Origin of the sequence: Streptomyces phaeoluteigriseus, from assembly GCF_001896135.2 — a bacterium.
GTDB lineage: Bacteria > Actinomycetota > Actinomycetes > Streptomycetales > Streptomycetaceae > Streptomyces > Streptomyces phaeoluteigriseus.
Genome location: NZ_MPOH02000023.1, coordinates 38,591 through 53,860, shown reverse-complemented (window position 1 = coordinate 53,860; position 15,270 = coordinate 38,591). Strand labels below are relative to the sequence as shown.

General features: G+C 73.7%; 13 protein-coding genes and 1 pseudogene. 11 read left to right on the top strand and 3 right to left on the bottom strand.

Annotated elements, in window-relative coordinates; genetic code table 11:
* Positions 1–246 precede the first annotated feature (246 nt).
* The 3 genes from BM536_RS36830 to BM536_RS36820 all read left to right on the top strand — a co-directional run bounded on the left by BM536_RS36830 (position 247) and on the right by BM536_RS36820 (position 4,065).
* Entirely contained in the window at positions 247–1,299 is a 1,053-nt protein-coding gene (locus tag BM536_RS36830; RefSeq protein WP_094104022.1) for a helix-turn-helix domain-containing protein, read from the top strand.
* Positions 1,300–1,580: 281 nt separating this feature from the next.
* Positions 1,581–3,134 (top strand): MFS transporter, encoded by a 1,554-nt coding sequence (locus tag BM536_RS36825; RefSeq protein WP_094104021.1) that lies wholly within the window; start codon positions 1,581–1,583, stop codon positions 3,132–3,134.
* Positions 3,135–3,192: 58 nt separating this feature from the next.
* Complete coding sequence (locus BM536_RS36820; RefSeq protein ID WP_094104020.1) at positions 3,193–4,065, top strand: NAD(P)-dependent oxidoreductase; 873 nt, start codon at positions 3,193–3,195, stop codon at positions 4,063–4,065.
* Positions 4,066–4,119: 54 nt separating this feature from the next.
* Here BM536_RS36820 and BM536_RS36815 read toward each other — a convergent pair whose 3' ends face one another.
* Positions 4,120–5,421, bottom strand: coding sequence for a phytase (locus BM536_RS36815; protein ID WP_094104019.1), 1,302 nt, complete (start codon positions 5,419–5,421; stop codon positions 4,120–4,122).
* Between the two features lie 275 nt (positions 5,422–5,696).
* Between BM536_RS36815 and BM536_RS36810 the strand changes: the two genes are divergently transcribed.
* From BM536_RS36810 to BM536_RS36790, 5 genes and pseudogenes are all read left to right on the top strand, one after another.
* The gene (locus BM536_RS36810; protein WP_094104018.1) at positions 5,697–6,191 is read left to right on the top strand and encodes a hypothetical protein; all 495 of its coding nucleotides are present in this window, start codon (positions 5,697–5,699) and stop codon (positions 6,189–6,191) included.
* A gap of 180 nt (positions 6,192–6,371) precedes the next feature.
* Positions 6,372–7,196, top strand: a complete 825-nt coding sequence (locus tag BM536_RS36805) for a restriction endonuclease (RefSeq protein WP_245873973.1) — start codon at positions 6,372–6,374, stop codon at positions 7,194–7,196.
* A gap of 106 nt (positions 7,197–7,302) precedes the next feature.
* Entirely contained in the window at positions 7,303–7,791 is a 489-nt protein-coding gene (locus BM536_RS36800) for an SRPBCC family protein (RefSeq protein WP_073498984.1), read from the top strand.
* The gene (locus BM536_RS36795; protein WP_094104016.1) at positions 7,784–9,409 is read left to right on the top strand and encodes a phytoene desaturase family protein; all 1,626 of its coding nucleotides are present in this window, start codon (positions 7,784–7,786) and stop codon (positions 9,407–9,409) included. The genes BM536_RS36800 and BM536_RS36795 overlap by 8 nt, the downstream gene beginning before the upstream one ends.
* Positions 9,410–9,444: 35 nt before the next feature.
* Positions 9,445–10,330: pseudogene (locus tag BM536_RS36790) on the top strand (SDR family oxidoreductase).
* 122 nt (positions 10,331–10,452) lie between these two features.
* Here BM536_RS36790 and BM536_RS36785 read toward each other — a convergent pair.
* Both BM536_RS36785 and BM536_RS36780 read right to left on the bottom strand, forming a co-directional pair.
* A complete protein-coding gene (locus BM536_RS36785) occupies positions 10,453–11,622 on the bottom strand; it encodes a spore photoproduct lyase family protein (RefSeq protein WP_073498985.1) in 1,170 nt (389 codons plus the stop codon).
* A 154-nt stretch (positions 11,623–11,776) separates the two neighbouring features.
* Positions 11,777–12,913, bottom strand: coding sequence for a PP2C family protein-serine/threonine phosphatase (locus BM536_RS36780; RefSeq protein ID WP_094104028.1), 1,137 nt, complete (start codon positions 12,911–12,913; stop codon positions 11,777–11,779).
* Between the two features lie 112 nt (positions 12,914–13,025).
* On the opposite strand from BM536_RS36780, the gene BM536_RS36775 reads away from it, so the two are divergent.
* The 3 genes from BM536_RS36775 to BM536_RS36770 all read left to right on the top strand — a co-directional run bounded on the left by BM536_RS36775 (position 13,026) and on the right by BM536_RS36770 (position 15,247).
* Positions 13,026–13,883, top strand: a complete 858-nt coding sequence (locus BM536_RS36775) for a DMT family transporter (protein WP_094104015.1) — start codon at positions 13,026–13,028, stop codon at positions 13,881–13,883.
* Between the two features lie 89 nt (positions 13,884–13,972).
* Entirely contained in the window at positions 13,973–14,278 is a 306-nt protein-coding gene (locus BM536_RS40515) for a hypothetical protein (RefSeq protein ID WP_143651072.1), read from the top strand.
* Between the two features lie 81 nt (positions 14,279–14,359).
* Positions 14,360–15,247, top strand: a complete 888-nt coding sequence (locus BM536_RS36770; protein WP_094104014.1) for a hypothetical protein — start codon at positions 14,360–14,362, stop codon at positions 15,245–15,247.
* Positions 15,248–15,270: the final 23 nt, after the last annotated feature.

Below are 15,270 nucleotides of genomic sequence, written 5' to 3'. Positions count from 1 at the left end.
CGGTCCGGTGAGGACGGACCGCCCGGCCCACGGCGCCGGTCGTCCCACCGCCGCCGCGTGCCGTACGGAAATCGCTCTTAGACGAGCTGTCAGGAAGGTAACGGCGACTGGGTTACCGGCGGTAGCGGTCGGTAGGTTACGGTTCAGTAATATGGCGGTGGATGATCCGGACCGCCCCGCCGCCCCGCTCACGGCCCGCTGACCGCCCCCAACTCACCACTACCGCCGGTGTGATTGACTGCCTGCGTGGTGCACGAGTCGGTCTTCCGGACCCAGGACCTCCCGGCGGCCGACCGGTTCGAGGGCTGGGTCCAGCGCATGGGCCGCACGCATGCGCCGATGCAGCTGAGCAGCGACCGTGCGGCGGACTACGACGGCTGCCAGCGGGCGATCCTCCTCGGCGACGTGACCGTGTGGCCGGCCACCTTCGACCCGCTGGTCTTCCGCCGCACCCCCAGGCTCATCCGCGCCTCCGATCCCGAGGTCCACCACCTCTCCCTGCTCCTCAAGGGGGAGGGCGCGGCCAGTTGGGGCAGCAGCCGGCAGGCGGTCTACACGATGAACGACTTCCACATCAGCAGCTCCTCGCGCCCCTTCGAGATCCACACCGGAGCCGACCCGGTCACCATCGTCGGACTGGAGATCCCCCGCGCCCAGGTTCCGTTGCCCGGCCGGCACGCCGACCAGGTGATGGGGCGGCGCATCGCGGCCACGGAGGGCATCGGCGCCCTGCTGGCACAGTTCCTGCGCCAGCTGGCCGCGGACACCTCCAACTACCGGCCCGCCGACGGGCCTCGCCTCGCCACCGTCGTCGCCGACCTGGTCTCGGCGGCGTTCGCGCACGCCCTGGACGCCGACCTGAGCCTGCCGCCGGAAAGCCACAGCAGGACCCTCACCCTGCGCGTCAAGGCGTTCGTCCGCCGCCACCTCGCCGACCCCGAGCTGACCCCCGCGACCGTCGCCGCCGCCCACCACATCTCCCGCAGCCACCTGTACCGCCTCTTCCAGGCCGAAGGCCTCGGCGTGGCCTCGTACATCCGCGACCAACGGCTGGAGCACGCCCGCCGCGAACTCCTCGACCCCGCCCGGAGCGCGACGCCGATCCACGCCGTCGCCGCGCGCTGGGGTTTCCCGCGGGCCGCCGAGTTCACCCGCGCCTTCCGCACCGCCTACGGCCTCCCGCCCAGCGAACTGCGCGCCCGCGAACACCCCGGGCCCGACACGCCCGGAGACGCTCCGCCAACCGAGCGTGGACGCCTCGCCAACGACACGCGCCCCGGTTCCGGCGCATCCTGGTGACCATCCGGCGGACGTCGCCGGAACCCGGGCGGCGTGCCAGGACCACGGGGGAGTCCTGGTGCGCCGATGCCCGGCGGACGCGCGCGAAGGCGGAGCGGCCGGGAGCCGGGCGGACCGGCCGGCGCGGACCGGCCGATGCAGACCGCGGGCGACGACGACCGGCCCCGATGATCGAGTGGTGACGGTCCGGGCGGCGGCGTACGGTCGAACGGTGAACACGACAGTGGACGTGACCGTTCACTGAATCTCCCAGGGGCCCGCCCCTGTGCGGGCGACACGCTATGAGTACATCTCCGCAGCCCTCCGCGTCCCAGACCTCCGCCCCGCCGCCGGGCGGCGGCGGTCATCCGATGGCGCTGTTCGTCATCGCCTCGTGCCAGCTGATGGTGGTCCTCGACATCACCATCGTGAACATCGCGCTCCCCGAGATCCAGCGCTCCCTGGACTTCTCCACCGCCAACCTGTCCTGGGTGGTCAACGCCTACACGCTCACCTTCGGCGGTCTGCTGCTGCTCGGCGGCCGGGCCGGGGACATCCTCGGCCGGCGGCGCGTCTTCGTCTTCGGCGTGCTGCTGTTCGTCTTCGCCTCGCTCCTGGGCGGGCTCGCCCAGGGACCCGGCCAACTCCTGGCCGCACGCGCCCTCCAGGGCGTCGGCGGGGCCATCGCCTCACCGACCTCCCTCGCCCTGATCAGCACCACCTTCCGCGAAGGGCCGGAGCGCAACCGGGCGTTCGGTGTGTTCGCCGCGGTCTCGGCCGGCGGCGGCGCGATCGGACTGCTCGCCGGCGGCATCCTCGTGGAGTGGCTGAACTGGCGCTGGGTCCTCTTCGTCAACGTCCCCATCGGCCTGCTCATCGCCCTCGCGGCACCCCGCTGGATCAAGGAGTCCGAACGCCACCCCGGCCACTTCGACATCGCCGGTGCGGTGACCTCCACCGCCGGCATGGTCCTGCTGGTGTACGGATTCATCCGGGCCGCGCAGGACGGCTGGCGCGACGCGCTCACCATGGCCTCGTTCGCCGCGGCCGTCGTCCTGCTCGCGGTGTTCATCCTGGTGGAGCGGCGCTCCCGGCAGCCGATCACACCGCTGCACATGTTCGCCGACCGCAACCGCGCGGGCACCTACGGCATCATGCTCTGCCTGGCCGCCGGCATGTTCGGCATGTTCTTCTTCCTCACGCTGTTCGTGCAGAACGTGCTGGACTTCAGCCCCCTCCAGGCCGGACTGGCCTTCCTCCCGGTGAGCGTGGTCATCGCCGTCGGCGCGGGCCTGGCCTCCCGGTTCCTGCCGACGTACGGCCCCAAACCCTTCATGGTGGTCGGAGGGATCCTTGCCGCCGTGGGACTGGGCTGGCTGACCCTCACGGACGTCCACTCCACCTACGCGGGCAGCGTGCTGGGCCCGATGCTCGTGTTCAGCCTGGGCATGGGCATGGAGTTCGTCTCCCTGACCCTGATGGCACTGTCCAACGTGTCCGTCCGTGAGACCGGCGCGGCCTCGGGGCTGCTCAACGCCACCCAGCAGGTGGGGGGTTCGCTCGGCCTGTCCATCCTGGTCACGGTGTTCGGCACGGCCAGCAACAGCGAGGCGGACAAACAGATCCCGGCGTTCCTGGCCCAGGCGACCCCGGCGGAACGCCTGCGCTTCCAGCGCACCGGCGAACTCCCGCCGCCCTGGGCCGACGAGATCCTCACGGCGGGCGTGTCGGCGGCCTTCGTGGTCGCGGCCGTCTGCACGCTGATGGCCGCCCTGATCGCCGTCGTCGTGATCCAGGTCCGGCCCTCCGACCTCGAACGCCTCAAGGGCGACGGAGCGGTGGCACCGGGCGGGTGAGAACCGGAGTCAGGGACTCCGCGACGGGCGGCAGGCGCCGCCGGGTTAGGGTCCGCCCATGGTTCGTCGAGACGTGGGGATCCTGCATCCCGGTGACATGGGCGCGAGTGTGGCCGCGCAGGCCGTGGCGGGCGGGGCCGAAGTCTGGTGGCTGCCCTCCGGGCGGTCGGGGGCGACCCGGCGCCGGGCGGCCGAGACCGGTCTGCGGTCCGCCGCCGACCTCGGTGAGTTGGCCGGGAGCTGCGAGGTCGTCCTCAGCGTGTGCCCGCCGGCCGCCGCCCTCGAGGTCGCGGAGGAGGTGGCACGCGCCGGCTTCCGCGGCGTCTACGTCGACGCCAACGCGGTCGGTCCGGAGCGGATGGCGCGGATCGCCGAGGTGCTCGCGGCCGGCGGCGCCACCGTGGTGGACGGCGGGATCACCGGCCCGCCACCCCGCGAGGCCGGTACGAGCCGGCTGTACCTCTCCGGTGACGCGCAGGCCGTCGCCCGGGTCGCCGGCCTCTTCGCGGGCACCGCGCTCGCGCCCTTCGCGCTGGACGGCCCGATCGGCCGGGCGTCGGCGCTGAAGCTGTCCTTCGCCTCCTACAACAAGATCGCCTACGCCCTCGCGGCCCAGGCCTGCGCGCTGGCCGACGGCCATGGAGTCCTGGACGAGCTGATCGACCTCGCGGCCGGGGCGCTGCCCCACACACCGCTGGCCGCGCCCGAGCGACTGGCCGGCGCGGGCGCCAAAGCCTGGCGCTGGGAGCCGGAGATGCGCGAGATCGCCCGCGCCTGCGCACAGGTCGGCCTGCCGACCGGCTTCGCCGAGGCCGCCGCGGAGACGTTCGGACGCTGGGAGACGCACAAGGACGACGCGGCGGTGACCGGCGCCCGGCTGATCGCCGATCTGCGCCGGACCGGGCCGCCCGAGGGGCCCCGCCCGGCGTGAGCTGTCAGGGTGCGGCGGGGCCCCGCCCCGCCGCACCCGCACCCGCACCCCACCTCAGTCGTCGAGCGCGGTCAGGACCTCTCGGAGGTCGACGAACTTGAAGTTCGTCGCCGTGCGGTCCTCGGCCTGACCGGCGTCGTCGTGCCCGTCCTGCACGACGAGCAGACCGCCCGGGTACCTGCGGCCCAGGGGTGCGTTGAGCACCGCCGCGCCGTCGCACTCCTCCGAGCCGTCGGGGCCCGTCCCGGTGGCGGCGACCCGGAAGCCGCCCTCGTACTCGTTGTCGTCACCCTGCTCGCGGTCGTAGGCGGCGAAGGTGTCGTCGCCCTGGCTGGAGGCCAGCACATAGCCGTCGCCGTCCGCCTCGCTGAGCAGCGTCAGGCCCTCGACGTCCGCGGCGATCCGCGTCCCGCCGTAACCGGGGTCGGTGCCGTTCACGCACTCCTCGGTGGCCTCGTCGTACGTCCCGGGGACCCCGTACTCCCGGACGGTGTCCACGAGTCGGGGCGTTCCCTGGAGGGTGGCGGGCACGCGCCAGATGCCGATGTCCTCCTGGCCGGCGTACAGGGTGCCGTTCGCCGGGTCCACGACCATGCCCTCGACCTGGGGCAGTTCACCGGGCTCGGCGCACGGCGACCAGGACGTGCCGTTCGGCAGGCGGAAGGAGGACGGCAGGTCCAGGGTGCGGACCTTGCGGTAGCCGACCTTGCCGCCGGCCGTCGGCGTCAGTTCGAGCAGGGCGATCGTCGTACGCTCGCGCCGGCTGACGAGGGCGTAGGTGCGCCCGCTCGCCCTGTCGGTCCAGGTGGCGAGGCCGTACGCGGTCCGCTGCTCGTTGATCTCCGTCTGGTCGGCGGAGAAGACCGGTGCGGCGGCAGGGTCCGTGACGTCCGAGAGGGGACGGCCCGGCGACGTGGGGTCGATGCGGTAGATCCGCAGCCGGTCGTTGCCCCGGTCGGTGGTGACCGCGAGGTCGGCGCGCCCCGTGGACAGCTTCAGGCCCTGCACCACGTCCACGTTGTTGTAACGGCCGGGAGCGTCCTCGGGACCCGGTCCGGCGGGCGCGGCGAGCGACTGCACGAGCCGGGCGCCGAGGTCGTACACCCTGAGGCCGCCCTCCTTCGCGGTGGCGACGACCAGACTGGCGTCCGGGTCGGCGGCGTTGCGCCAGATCGCTGGGTCGTCCGCGTCGGAGTTGCCGCCCGCCTCGTCGTCGTACAGGGCAGGCGTCTCGACGCGGGGGAGGACGGCCGGCAGGGCGTCGTCGTCCCCGGCGGAGGCGGGAAGTGCGGCGGTCAGAGCGAGCGACGCCGTGAGGACGGACACGGCGAAAGTCCTCGGAAGCGATCCGGCCATGTCGACCTTCCTTCGGTTGGGGGCATGACAAAGCATTGATGATCTTGGTGGTGCGGGCGGACGGTGAAGGGTCGTACGGGTGAAGGGCAGGCACCTTCCGGCGGAACAACTGTCGTGCCGGCAGGGCCCCGTGGGAAGTCGCCGTCGCCGGCCCGCACCCCGACCGCGGGGCGCGGCACTCCCACAGGTGTCCGTCCGACGCCCCGTCACCTCACCGAAGGGCAGAGGTGGGCCAGGGCGGGTTTGCGGACCGAGCGAGCGGCAACGCGAAGTCCATGACTGAACCGAACACGGACACGAACGAAGAGCGCGCCGCCAAGCGCGCGACCGCATCCAAGGCCCGGCGCGCGGCCGACAAGGCGACCGCGCCCGCCGCAGGGGCCGCAAAGGGCGCCGCCGACAAGGTGGATGACACCGCGTCGGCCGCGGGCTCCAAGGCCGAGCGGGCCGCGGGGACGATCGGTGGGGCGGCGCAGGGCGCGGCCCGTGGCGTCGAGGCGGGCCGCCAGGTACTCGCCGAGAAGACCGGGCAGGTCGCCGCCACCGCCAAGTCCGCCGGCGGGCAGGTCGCGGCCACCGCCAAGACGGCCGGCGGACAGGTCGCCACCACGGCCAGGACGGCCTGGACGGTGATCGCCCACCGCAAGCTGATAGCCGCCGGAGTGGGTGCCGGCGTGACCGCGCTGACGGCCGCGTCGTACGCGGTGGGCCGCCGCTCGGGCCGCCAGACCCTCGGCCCGATCACGCGGCTCACCGGCGGCCGCATCTGACGCCCCGCACGCGCGGTGGGACGGGCCGCTGGACGGCCGGGCCCACCGTGCGGAGCCGGGGAGGAACGCTTCCGGTCAACTCCGTTGCCGTCTCGGGCAATCGGTCACGATGAACCGCCCCAGCCGGGGCACATGCCCCAAGTGATCTTCGTCGAAGGCCGCTTGGGAGGAACCACCACCGTGACCGCACCCACCCGCCCGCTACGCCCCGTGCACCGCCGCCGTCGCTTCGACCTGCGGACGACGGCCCTCTTCTTCATCCTTCTCGCCCTCCTGCTGACTCTCGCGGGACTGGTCGCCCGCACCGCCGCGGCCGCGGCGGAGCGCCGCCCCGCGTGGGCCGTGTCCCTGCTCGTCCTCGGCTTCGCCCTCACCGTCGCCTGCTGTCGGGGCCGACGCCGGTGGTCGGCCCGCAGACTCGTACGGCGCGCCACCGAGGCCCTTGAGGAAGCGGCCGAGACAGCAGTCGACGCACTCGGCGAGACGCCGGTCGAAGTCGTCCCGGCGGGTGCGCCCGACCCGGTCCGGACGTCCGCCGTCGCCGACGTGGAGCAGACGCTCGTCATCGAAACCGCCGACGCCGCCGACGCCGCCGACGCCACGGACGTCACGGACTACGAGGCCCTGGACCCGGACGAGTTCGAACAGGCGATAGCCGGCCTGTGCGCCCGCGACGGCTGCGCGGACGTCGAAGTCGTGGGCGGTGCGGGGGACCTGGGCGCCGACGTCATAGCGGTGGCACCGGACGGACGCCGGCTCGTCCTGCAGTGCAAGCGTTACGCGGCCGACCACAAGGTCGGCTCCCAGGACGTGCAGCGCTTCGGCGGCACCTGCTTCACCGTCCATGAGGCCGATGTCGCCGTGGTCGTCACCACCAGCGACTTCACGGCACCCGCCACCGAGTACGCGACCCAGTGCGGAATCCTGTGCGTGGACGGCGAGGGACTGCGCGCGTGGGAGACCGGTACCGGCCTCCGCCCGTGGGAGCTGTCCGTCGAAGGCTGACACCGCGCCTTCACGGCCGTATCGGAAATTGTTCGTCGTCAGTCCGGTTCGCCGTCGGCGACGGGGGCACTTGGCGATGAGCGAAACCCGAGCACAGGAGGTCGTCGTGGCGGTCCGGCATCGGCTGATCAAGACATCCCCGAGGCGTGTGTGGGCCGTCCTGTCGGACGGCGACCGGTACGCGGACTGGGTGGTCGGTACGGCGGAGTCCCACCCGGTGCGGGGTCAGTGGCCCCAGGTCGGCGCGGAGATCGGCTACGAGGTCCGGATCGGGCCCGTCCGGCTGACCAACCGGACCGTCGTACGGCGCTGCGAGGAGGGCGTAGCCCTGGAACTGGAGGCCCGGGCGGGCGCGCTCGGCACCGCGAGGGTCGCCATCGAGCTGCGCCCCTGGGGCGAGCACTGCCTGGTGATCGTGGACGAGCATCCCCTGCAAGGAGTGGGCGGGGCCCTGCACAACGCGGGCGTCGAGGCGTTGATCCAGCTCCGCCACCGGACGATGCTGGCCCGGCTGGCCGGGGTGTGCGAGGAAGGGGCCGAGGACGTCGGGCCGGGGCCGGTACCGGTGCGGCACCTCGGCGGCGCCGATGCCTGACGCCGTGGTGATCGGGGCGGGACCCAACGGCCTGGTGGCCGCCAACCTGCTGGCCGACGCGGGATGGAGCGTGGAGGTCGTCGAGGAGCAGCCCGAACCCGGCGGAGCGGTGCGTCACGACCGGGGAGTGGACCCGGACTTCGTCAACGACCTCTTCAGCTCCTTCTACCCGCTCGCCGCCGCCTCCCCGGTGGTGTCGGCCCTGCGCCTGGAGGACCACGGACTGCGGTGGAGTCACGCACCCCACGTCCTGGCACATCCGCTGAGCGACGGCAGGTGCGCGGTCCTGGACCGGCGGATCGACGCCACCGCAGCCTCCCTCGACGTCTTCCACGACGGCGACGGCGCCGCCTGGCGCCGACTGCACGAGATCTGGGAACGGCTCCGTTCCGACATCGTCGACGCCCTGTTCACCCCTTTCCCGCCGGTGAAGGCCACCGGGCGGCTCGCCGTCCGGCTGCGTGCGGCTGGAGGTCTGCGGCTGGCCCGCACCCTCCTGCTGCCGGTGCGCCGCATGGGCGCCGAGGAGTTCGGCGGCGAGGGGGGCAGGCTCCTCCTCGCGGGGAACGCGCTGCACGCCGACCTCGCCCCGGAGGCCGCCGGCAGCGGCGGCTTCGGCTGGCTGATGTCCATGCTCGGCCAGACGTACGGCTTCCCCGTACCCACCGGCGGCGCCGGCGCCCTCACCGACGCGCTGGTCCGCCGGCTGCGCTCGCGCGGCGGCACCCTGCGCTGCGGGCAGCGGGTGGACCGCGTCGTCGTCCGCGGCGGACGAGCCGTGGGCGTACGCACCGCCGACGGCGGGACGCTCGCCGCCCGCCGCGCCGTCCTGGCGGACGTGTCCGTCCCCGCCCTCTACGGCGAACTGGTCGAGCCCGAGCACCTTCCGTCCCAGCTCCTGGCCGATCTGAAGCGGTTCGAGTGGGACTTCGCCACCTTCAAGGTCGACTGGGCCCTCGACGGCCCCGTGCCCTGGCGTGCCGAGCAGGCCGCACGGGCCGGCACGGTGCATCTCGCCGACGGCCTCGACGAACTCACCCGCTTCGCCGCCCAGATCGCGATGCGGCAGGTCCCCGACCGCCCGTTCTGCCTGTTCGGCCAGATGACGACGGCCGACCCGACCCGCTCCCCGCAGGGCACCGAGTCAGCCTGGGCCTACACCCACGTGCCGCACGAGGTCGCGGCCGACGCGGGGGACGAGGGCCTCACCGGGGCCTGGGACCCCAAGGAGCAGGAAGTCATGGCCGACCGGGTCGAACGCCAGGTCGAACGATTCGCGCCCGGATTCCGCGCGCTGATCCGCGCCCGCCGCGTGCTCGCCCCGCCCACCCTCCAGGCACTCGACGGCAATCTCCGCGCGGGCGCCATCAACGGCGGCACCGCGGGCATCCACCAGCAGCTCATCTTCCGTCCGCTGCCCGGCACCGGACGGCCGGAGACACCGCTGCGCGGCCTGTTCCTCGCTTCGGCGAGCGCCCACCCCGGCGGCGGCGTGCACGGCGCGCCGGGCGCCAACGCGGCCCGCGCGGCGCTGCGCCGGAACCGGGCGCCGGGGCTGGCAGGGCTACAGCGCGCCCTCACGCACCGGGACCGCGCGGGCCACGCCCGGCCCACCTGAACGGCGACCGGGGGGACCGACGATCGGAGCGACTCATGGCGCAGGCGCACAGTCCCCTGGAGAACCGCACCGTCGTCGTCACGGGCGCGGCGCGGGGGGGTGGGCGCCGCCCACGCCCACGCGCTCGCCCGGCGCGGCGCCCGCCTGGCCCTGCTCGGCCACGAGCGGCCCGCCCTGGAGGCCGTCGCCGCCTCGCTGCCCACACCGGCCATCGCCGTCGAGGCCGACGTCACGGAGGAAGAGGCCCTCCGGCACGCCGCGGAGACCGTCCGTGCCCGCCTGGGCCCACCGTCGGCGGTCGTCGCCAACGCCGGTATCGCCGAGGGCGGCCCCTTCGCGACGCAGGACATGGCCGACTGGCGCCGGGTCGTCGACGTGAACCTCACCGGCAGCGCCCTCACTGCGCACACGTTCCTGCCCGACCTGCGGGAGACGGCGGGCTACTACCTCCAGATCGCCTCCCTGGCCTCCTTCGGCGCCGCTCCGATGATGAGCGCGTACTGCGCGTCCAAGGCCGGAGTGGAGGCCTTCGCGCACGCGCTGGGGGCGGAGGAGGCGCACCGCGGTGTCGCGGTCGGTATCGCCTACCTGAACTGGACCGACACCGACATGATCCGGGACGCCGACCGGCACGCCGTCCTGCGGGAGCTGCGCGCGCACATGCCGGGGCCCGCCCGGCGGGTCCACCCCGTCGAGACCGTCGCGGAGGCGCTCACCCGCGCCGTGGAACGCCGCAGCACCGCCGTCTACGCGCCCGCCTGGCTGCGCCTCGCGCAGCTCGCCCGGATCGCGCTGCCACCCGTGGTGCTGCGCGTGGCCCGTCGCGAACTGCCGCGGCTGGAGGCAGCGGATCCCCTCCACTCCACGGGTCTGCTCGGGGCCGGTGGCCGAGCCGACCGGGATGCCCGGCCCTTGCCCTGACATTGCCCTGGATCCCTTTCGCCCCGCGGGTCTGCTCGGGGCCGGAGTCCGGGCCGACCGGGGTGCTCGGCCCCTGCCCTGACACCGCCCGGCCCCTGCGCGGAGCGCGGGCCGGGGACGGTTCAGAAGGCGTAGCGGATGCGCAGCCACGGCGCGTGGACGCCGACCAGTTCGCGCAGCGTGTTCACCGCCTCGGCCTTGATCGCGTTGCGGTAGCGGACGTTCGACGCGCCGTTCTCGGAACGTTTCGCCTGCTGCAGATCCGGCTGCCACAGCACCTGCTCGGCACGGGGATGCCAGCCCAGGTTCACCTCATGCAGTCCCTGGTTGTGGGTGAGCATGATCACCTCGGCGGCCGCCTGCCGCTTGACCCGCTCGGGCAGCACGTCGTCAAGGTGTCGGAGCAGGTCGCCCCAGGCCTCCCGCCAGCCCGGCCGCAGGACGACGGGGGAGAAGTTGAAGTGCACCTCGTAACCGGCGTCCAGGAAGTCGGCCGCGGCGGCGACACGGGCGGCGACCGGTGAGGTGCGCACGTCCAGGAGACGGGCGTCGGTCTCGGGCATCAGCGAGAAGCGGATCCGGGTCCGGCCCCGCGGCTCCAGCGCGAGCAGGTCGGGATTGACGAACTTCGTCGCGAAGGACGCCTTGGCCGTCGGCCAGCGGCGGAAGGCACGCACCAGATCGGCCGTGTTGTCGCAGACGAGGGCGTCCACCGAGCAGTCGCCGTTCTCCCCGATGTCGTACACCCACGCCGTCGGATCGCACTGGTTGGGCTCCTGTTTGCGACCCTGCCGTGCGATGTGCCGCCCGAGGTGGGCGATGATCCGGTCGACGTTGGTGAACACGGTGATGGGGTTGGCGTAGCCCTTGCGGCGCGGCACATAGCAGTAGGCACACGCCAGGGCGCAGCCGTTGGAGAGGCCGGGAGCGATCCAGTCCGCCGAGCGCCCGTTGGGGCGTGTGTCGAGCGTCTTCCTCTCGCCCAGCACGAGTGTCTCGCCCTTGACGCGCACCCACCGTTCGACGTTGCCCTCGTTGCCGTGCAGGCCGGGAACACGCCAGTGGGAGTCGACCTCGATCAGCCGGGCCTCGGGGAAGCGGGCGATGATCTGGCGACCGCGCGCCGAGGCGGCGGCTGCCGGTTCGGCGTGGATCTCCCGCACGGGCAGCAGGCGACGGGCCGTGTCGGAGTCGCGGAACGACGGACCGGCGGAGGGCGGGGGCGGCTCGAGGGCGTCGAGTCCGAACAGGGCGTCGGACCCGCCGTCCGGGCCGGCTGACGGGGCGGGCATGAGGGCTCCGGAAGGGAATGGCGTGCAGCCGCGGGACATAACACTCTACGCATACCGGGCACGTGGCTGCCGACCGGTGTGGGCGGCGCGGCCGAGCGACGCCGGCGGCGGACCCGGGCGCCGGGGAGCACGCCAGGCGGCACGCCGGGGCCCGTCAGTCGACCTCGCCGGCCGGTCGCCTCCGCAGCACCATCAGCGCCGTGTCGTCGCCCTGGGTACCCGCCGCGTGGCGTCGCAGGTCACGGTGGACCGTCGCGGGCAGGTCGCCGGGGCGGACGTCGCCCCAGGCCGCGGCGCGCTCCTCCAGGGGATAGAACGTCCCCGACGGATCCCGTGCCTCGGTGACCCCGTCGGTGCACAGCAGCAGCGTGCTGCCCCGCGGGAAGGAGAACCACTCGACCGTACGGGGCTCAGGAGAGAGCGCGTCGAGACCCAGCGGAACGCACGGCTCGCCCTTCAGCACCGGACCGTCCCGGTCGCCGTGCAGCATCAGCGGCGGGACATGACCGCAGTTGATCGCCTGGACCTCCGTGTCGGAGCCGATGCCGAGGACCAGCGCCGTCACGAACCGCTCGCTCTCGCCGGCCTGCGCCGCGAAGGAGTTGTGCCGCAGCACCGCGTCCTCCAGGGCGTCGACGACGGCGGTCAGGGTGGGCTCGGCGATGGCCGCCTCACGGAAGGCGCTGAGGACCGAGAAGGCCGCGCTGATGGCGGGCAGCCCCTTGCCCTGGACGTCGGCGATGAAGACCCGGCTGCCGTACGGCGAGGCCACGACCTCGTACACGTCGCCGCCCACCCGGCTGTCCTCCTCCACCGGCTGGTAGAGGCCGTGCACGATGAGCTGGTCCGTCATCAGCGGGAACGGCCGCAGGAGTTGCCGCTGGAGCGCCGCCGCCGCGGACCGCAGCCGGGCGATCTCGCGCTCGCTGTGAACCCGCTGGGCGGCCCGCGCGACGCTCAGCCCGTTGAAGACGACCGCGAAGACGACGGTGGCCGTCGCCGCGCCGATCGTGTCCTCCGCGGTGTCGAACAGGGCACCGGCGATCATCACCGTCACCCAGGCCGACGCGACGGCGGTCTGGCGCACGCTGCCGCGTCCGGCGATCAGCGCGGGAAGCACCACGAGGAAGGGGGCGAGCCTGGTCTCACGGTCCAGGAAGACCCCGATCACCGCCAGGACCACCGTGACGAGGACGAGCCAGAACACCACGACCGACCAGCGCAGCGGCGGCGCGGTACGGCCCTCCCCGCCCGCCGCGGACGACCCGCTCGGCTCTCTCGACGCGTCCACCGTCTCTCCCGCTCCGTGTCCGGCCGTCGGCGTCCCGCCCGGGAACGGGAACACCCTCCTCCTCAATATCCGCCTCCCGCGCCCCGCCCGCCGATCGCGGCATGGTGATCACATGACCGTGCTCGCTGTCCTGTTCGCCGTTCTCGCCGCCGCCAGCAACGCCGTGGGGACGGCCTTCCAGCGGAAGGCCGCCGCCACGGTGCCGCACGGCGGCGGCCTGCGGCTGCTGCGCGCGCTCGTGAGGCGGCCCGCCTGGGCCGTCGGTGTCGCCGGTGTCGTCGGTGCCGCGATCTTCCAGGCACTCGCCCTGGTCAACGGACCCCTGGCCCTCGTCCAGCCCCTCTTCATCCTGGAACTGCCCTTCGCGCTGCTGCTGGCCGTTCCGCTGCTGCACCGCCGTCTCTCCGCCGACGGCTGGCGGGCGGTCGCGGCACTGGTGGCCGGTCTGGCCCTGGTCCTGCTGTCGGCGGCGCCCTCCGGCACCCGCGACCAGGCTCCGATGACGCACTGGATCCCGGTACTGGCGCTCTGCCTGGCCGCGATGGCCGCCGCCGTCGCTGTCGCCCGCCCCACCCGCTCACCCCTCGTGCGGGCGGCGGCGCTGGCGACGGCCGCCGCGATCGGCAACGCCCTGACCGCCGCGCTCATGAAGTCCGCCACCGGACGCCTGGCCGACGCCGGCCTCCCCGGCTTCCTGACCGCCTGGCAGACGTACGGCTTCGCCCTGGCCGGCGTCTGCGCGCTCCTGCTGCTGGAGAACGCCCTCCAGGCCGGCCCGCTGGTCGCCTCGCAACCCGCGCTGACCATCGGCGACGCCACCGTGAGCCTCCTGCTCGGCATCACCTTGTTCGACGAGCACGTCCGCACCGGCTGGTGGCTCCTCCCCGAGGCCGCCGGAGCCCTCCTGATCGTCTGGGGCGTCGTCCGGCTGACCCGCGTGGTGCCCCACCTCGTCGACGTCGTCCGGTAGGCCGAGCCGCTCGCCGACCTGCGTGGGCCGGTGCGCGGTGTGAGAGTTACCGCGAAGGTGATCAACCCGAGCATGCGGTGGGTGAGGGCATGTCGGCCGACGCCGGCGAAGAGCACCTGCGGGACCTCCTCGCCGACCCCGTCAACTCCAGCCTGGACCTGTCCGCCGCCGTCGCCCGCTGCGCAAAGGCGCTCGGCCTCGCACACACCGTCGTCCACCTCGCCGACCGACCGGGCGCCTCCGGGACGACGCCACGATCCTTCTGCCCGAGTGGCAGCCGCCGGTCCACCCCTGACCCGCCCGTGTCCCGCCCGTGTCCCGCGGGGCACCCCGAACTGTCCGCGGGTCCCAACAGCCCTGCCCCCGCAGATGGTTGTGGTCCTGCCCGGCCCTGACTAGGTTCGGTCGGATAGCCGCATGGCACCCCCCGGAACGGCGGAGGGCCGCCACCGACAGCAGCTCAGACGGGAGAACGGGTGCACGCGCACGAGGAACCCACGAAGACCGCGGCACGCCCCGCCCCCCTCCCCGTGCCGCACCCCTCGGCCGGACACGCGGCGCGTCCCGGCACGGCGGGCCTCACCCCGGAGAGCGCGGCGGCTCTCCAGCGCACCGCGGGCAATGCCGCCGTCGCCCGCGCGGTCGGTCGGGTACGGCAGCCCTGGCAGGCCTCCGGCCCGGCCGGGACCACCGTCCAGCGGATGCCTCCCAAGCGCGACCGGGACACGGCCGGCCTCGAACGCGGCGACAGCCCGCCGGCCCGCCGCGCCACCCGCGGCAGCACGAAGGTCTTCGACCTCGACAAGCCGACCCTCACCTTCACCTCGGCCTACGACGGCCCGGCGAGCCAGCGCCTCGACGCCGACCAGAGCATCGGCTTCACCCAGGCGGCGGCACTGCACAACCCCGCCGGCGCCCCGCTGTCCCCGGCCAGCAACTACCACTTCTGGCAGGAGGTCACCGACAGCAACGTCCAGATCATCCCGGCCCGCAGCACCGAGGGCGTTCCCAGCGAGCGGCCCTGGCAGCAGGACGGCCCGTACAAGCCGCCGTACAACAACGCCGTCATCGTCAGCGACCGCAACGCGATCACCTTCAACGACGATCCCGGCTTCTCCACCACGTCCAAGCTGACCGCCGGATACTGGCTCGCCTCTTACAGCGTCAGCTTCCGATGGAAGGTGGCCCGGAACACCGGCGCCTTCAACCGCGGCGCCCCGGCCTGGACCAGCGGCGTCGTCACCCACACCCTCACCTCGGACTTCGACCCCGAGTCACCGGACGCACCGGCACCGATCCGGGCTCGGGCGGCGGGCAACCGCACCTGGACCGTCGACCTCGGCGCGACGGGCGACGACGCGTAGGGCAAGGCCCGGCCCCGCCCCGG

What these genes read in the sequence shown, in the direction of transcription:
- BM536_RS40515 (WP_143651072.1), top strand. Translation starts at nt 13,973, where the DNA reads ATGTCGGCCGACGCCGGCGAAGAGCACCTGCGGGACCTCCTCGCCGAC.
- BM536_RS36775 (WP_094104015.1), top strand. Translation starts at nt 13,026, where the DNA reads ATGACCGTGCTCGCTGTCCTGTTCGCCGTTCTCGCCGCCGCCAGCAAC.
- BM536_RS36825 (WP_094104021.1), top strand. Translation starts at nt 1,581, where the DNA reads ATGAGTACATCTCCGCAGCCCTCCGCGTCCCAGACCTCCGCCCCGCCG.
- BM536_RS36815 (WP_094104019.1), bottom strand. Translation starts at nt 5,421, where the DNA reads ATGGCCGGATCGCTTCCGAGGACTTTCGCCGTGTCCGTCCTCACGGCG.
- BM536_RS36820 (WP_094104020.1), top strand. Translation starts at nt 3,193, where the DNA reads ATGGTTCGTCGAGACGTGGGGATCCTGCATCCCGGTGACATGGGCGCG.
- BM536_RS36795 (WP_094104016.1), top strand. Translation starts at nt 7,784, where the DNA reads ATGCCTGACGCCGTGGTGATCGGGGCGGGACCCAACGGCCTGGTGGCC.
- BM536_RS36810 (WP_094104018.1), top strand. Translation starts at nt 5,697, where the DNA reads ATGACTGAACCGAACACGGACACGAACGAAGAGCGCGCCGCCAAGCGC.
- BM536_RS36785 (WP_073498985.1), bottom strand. Translation starts at nt 11,622, where the DNA reads ATGCCCGCCCCGTCAGCCGGCCCGGACGGCGGGTCCGACGCCCTGTTC.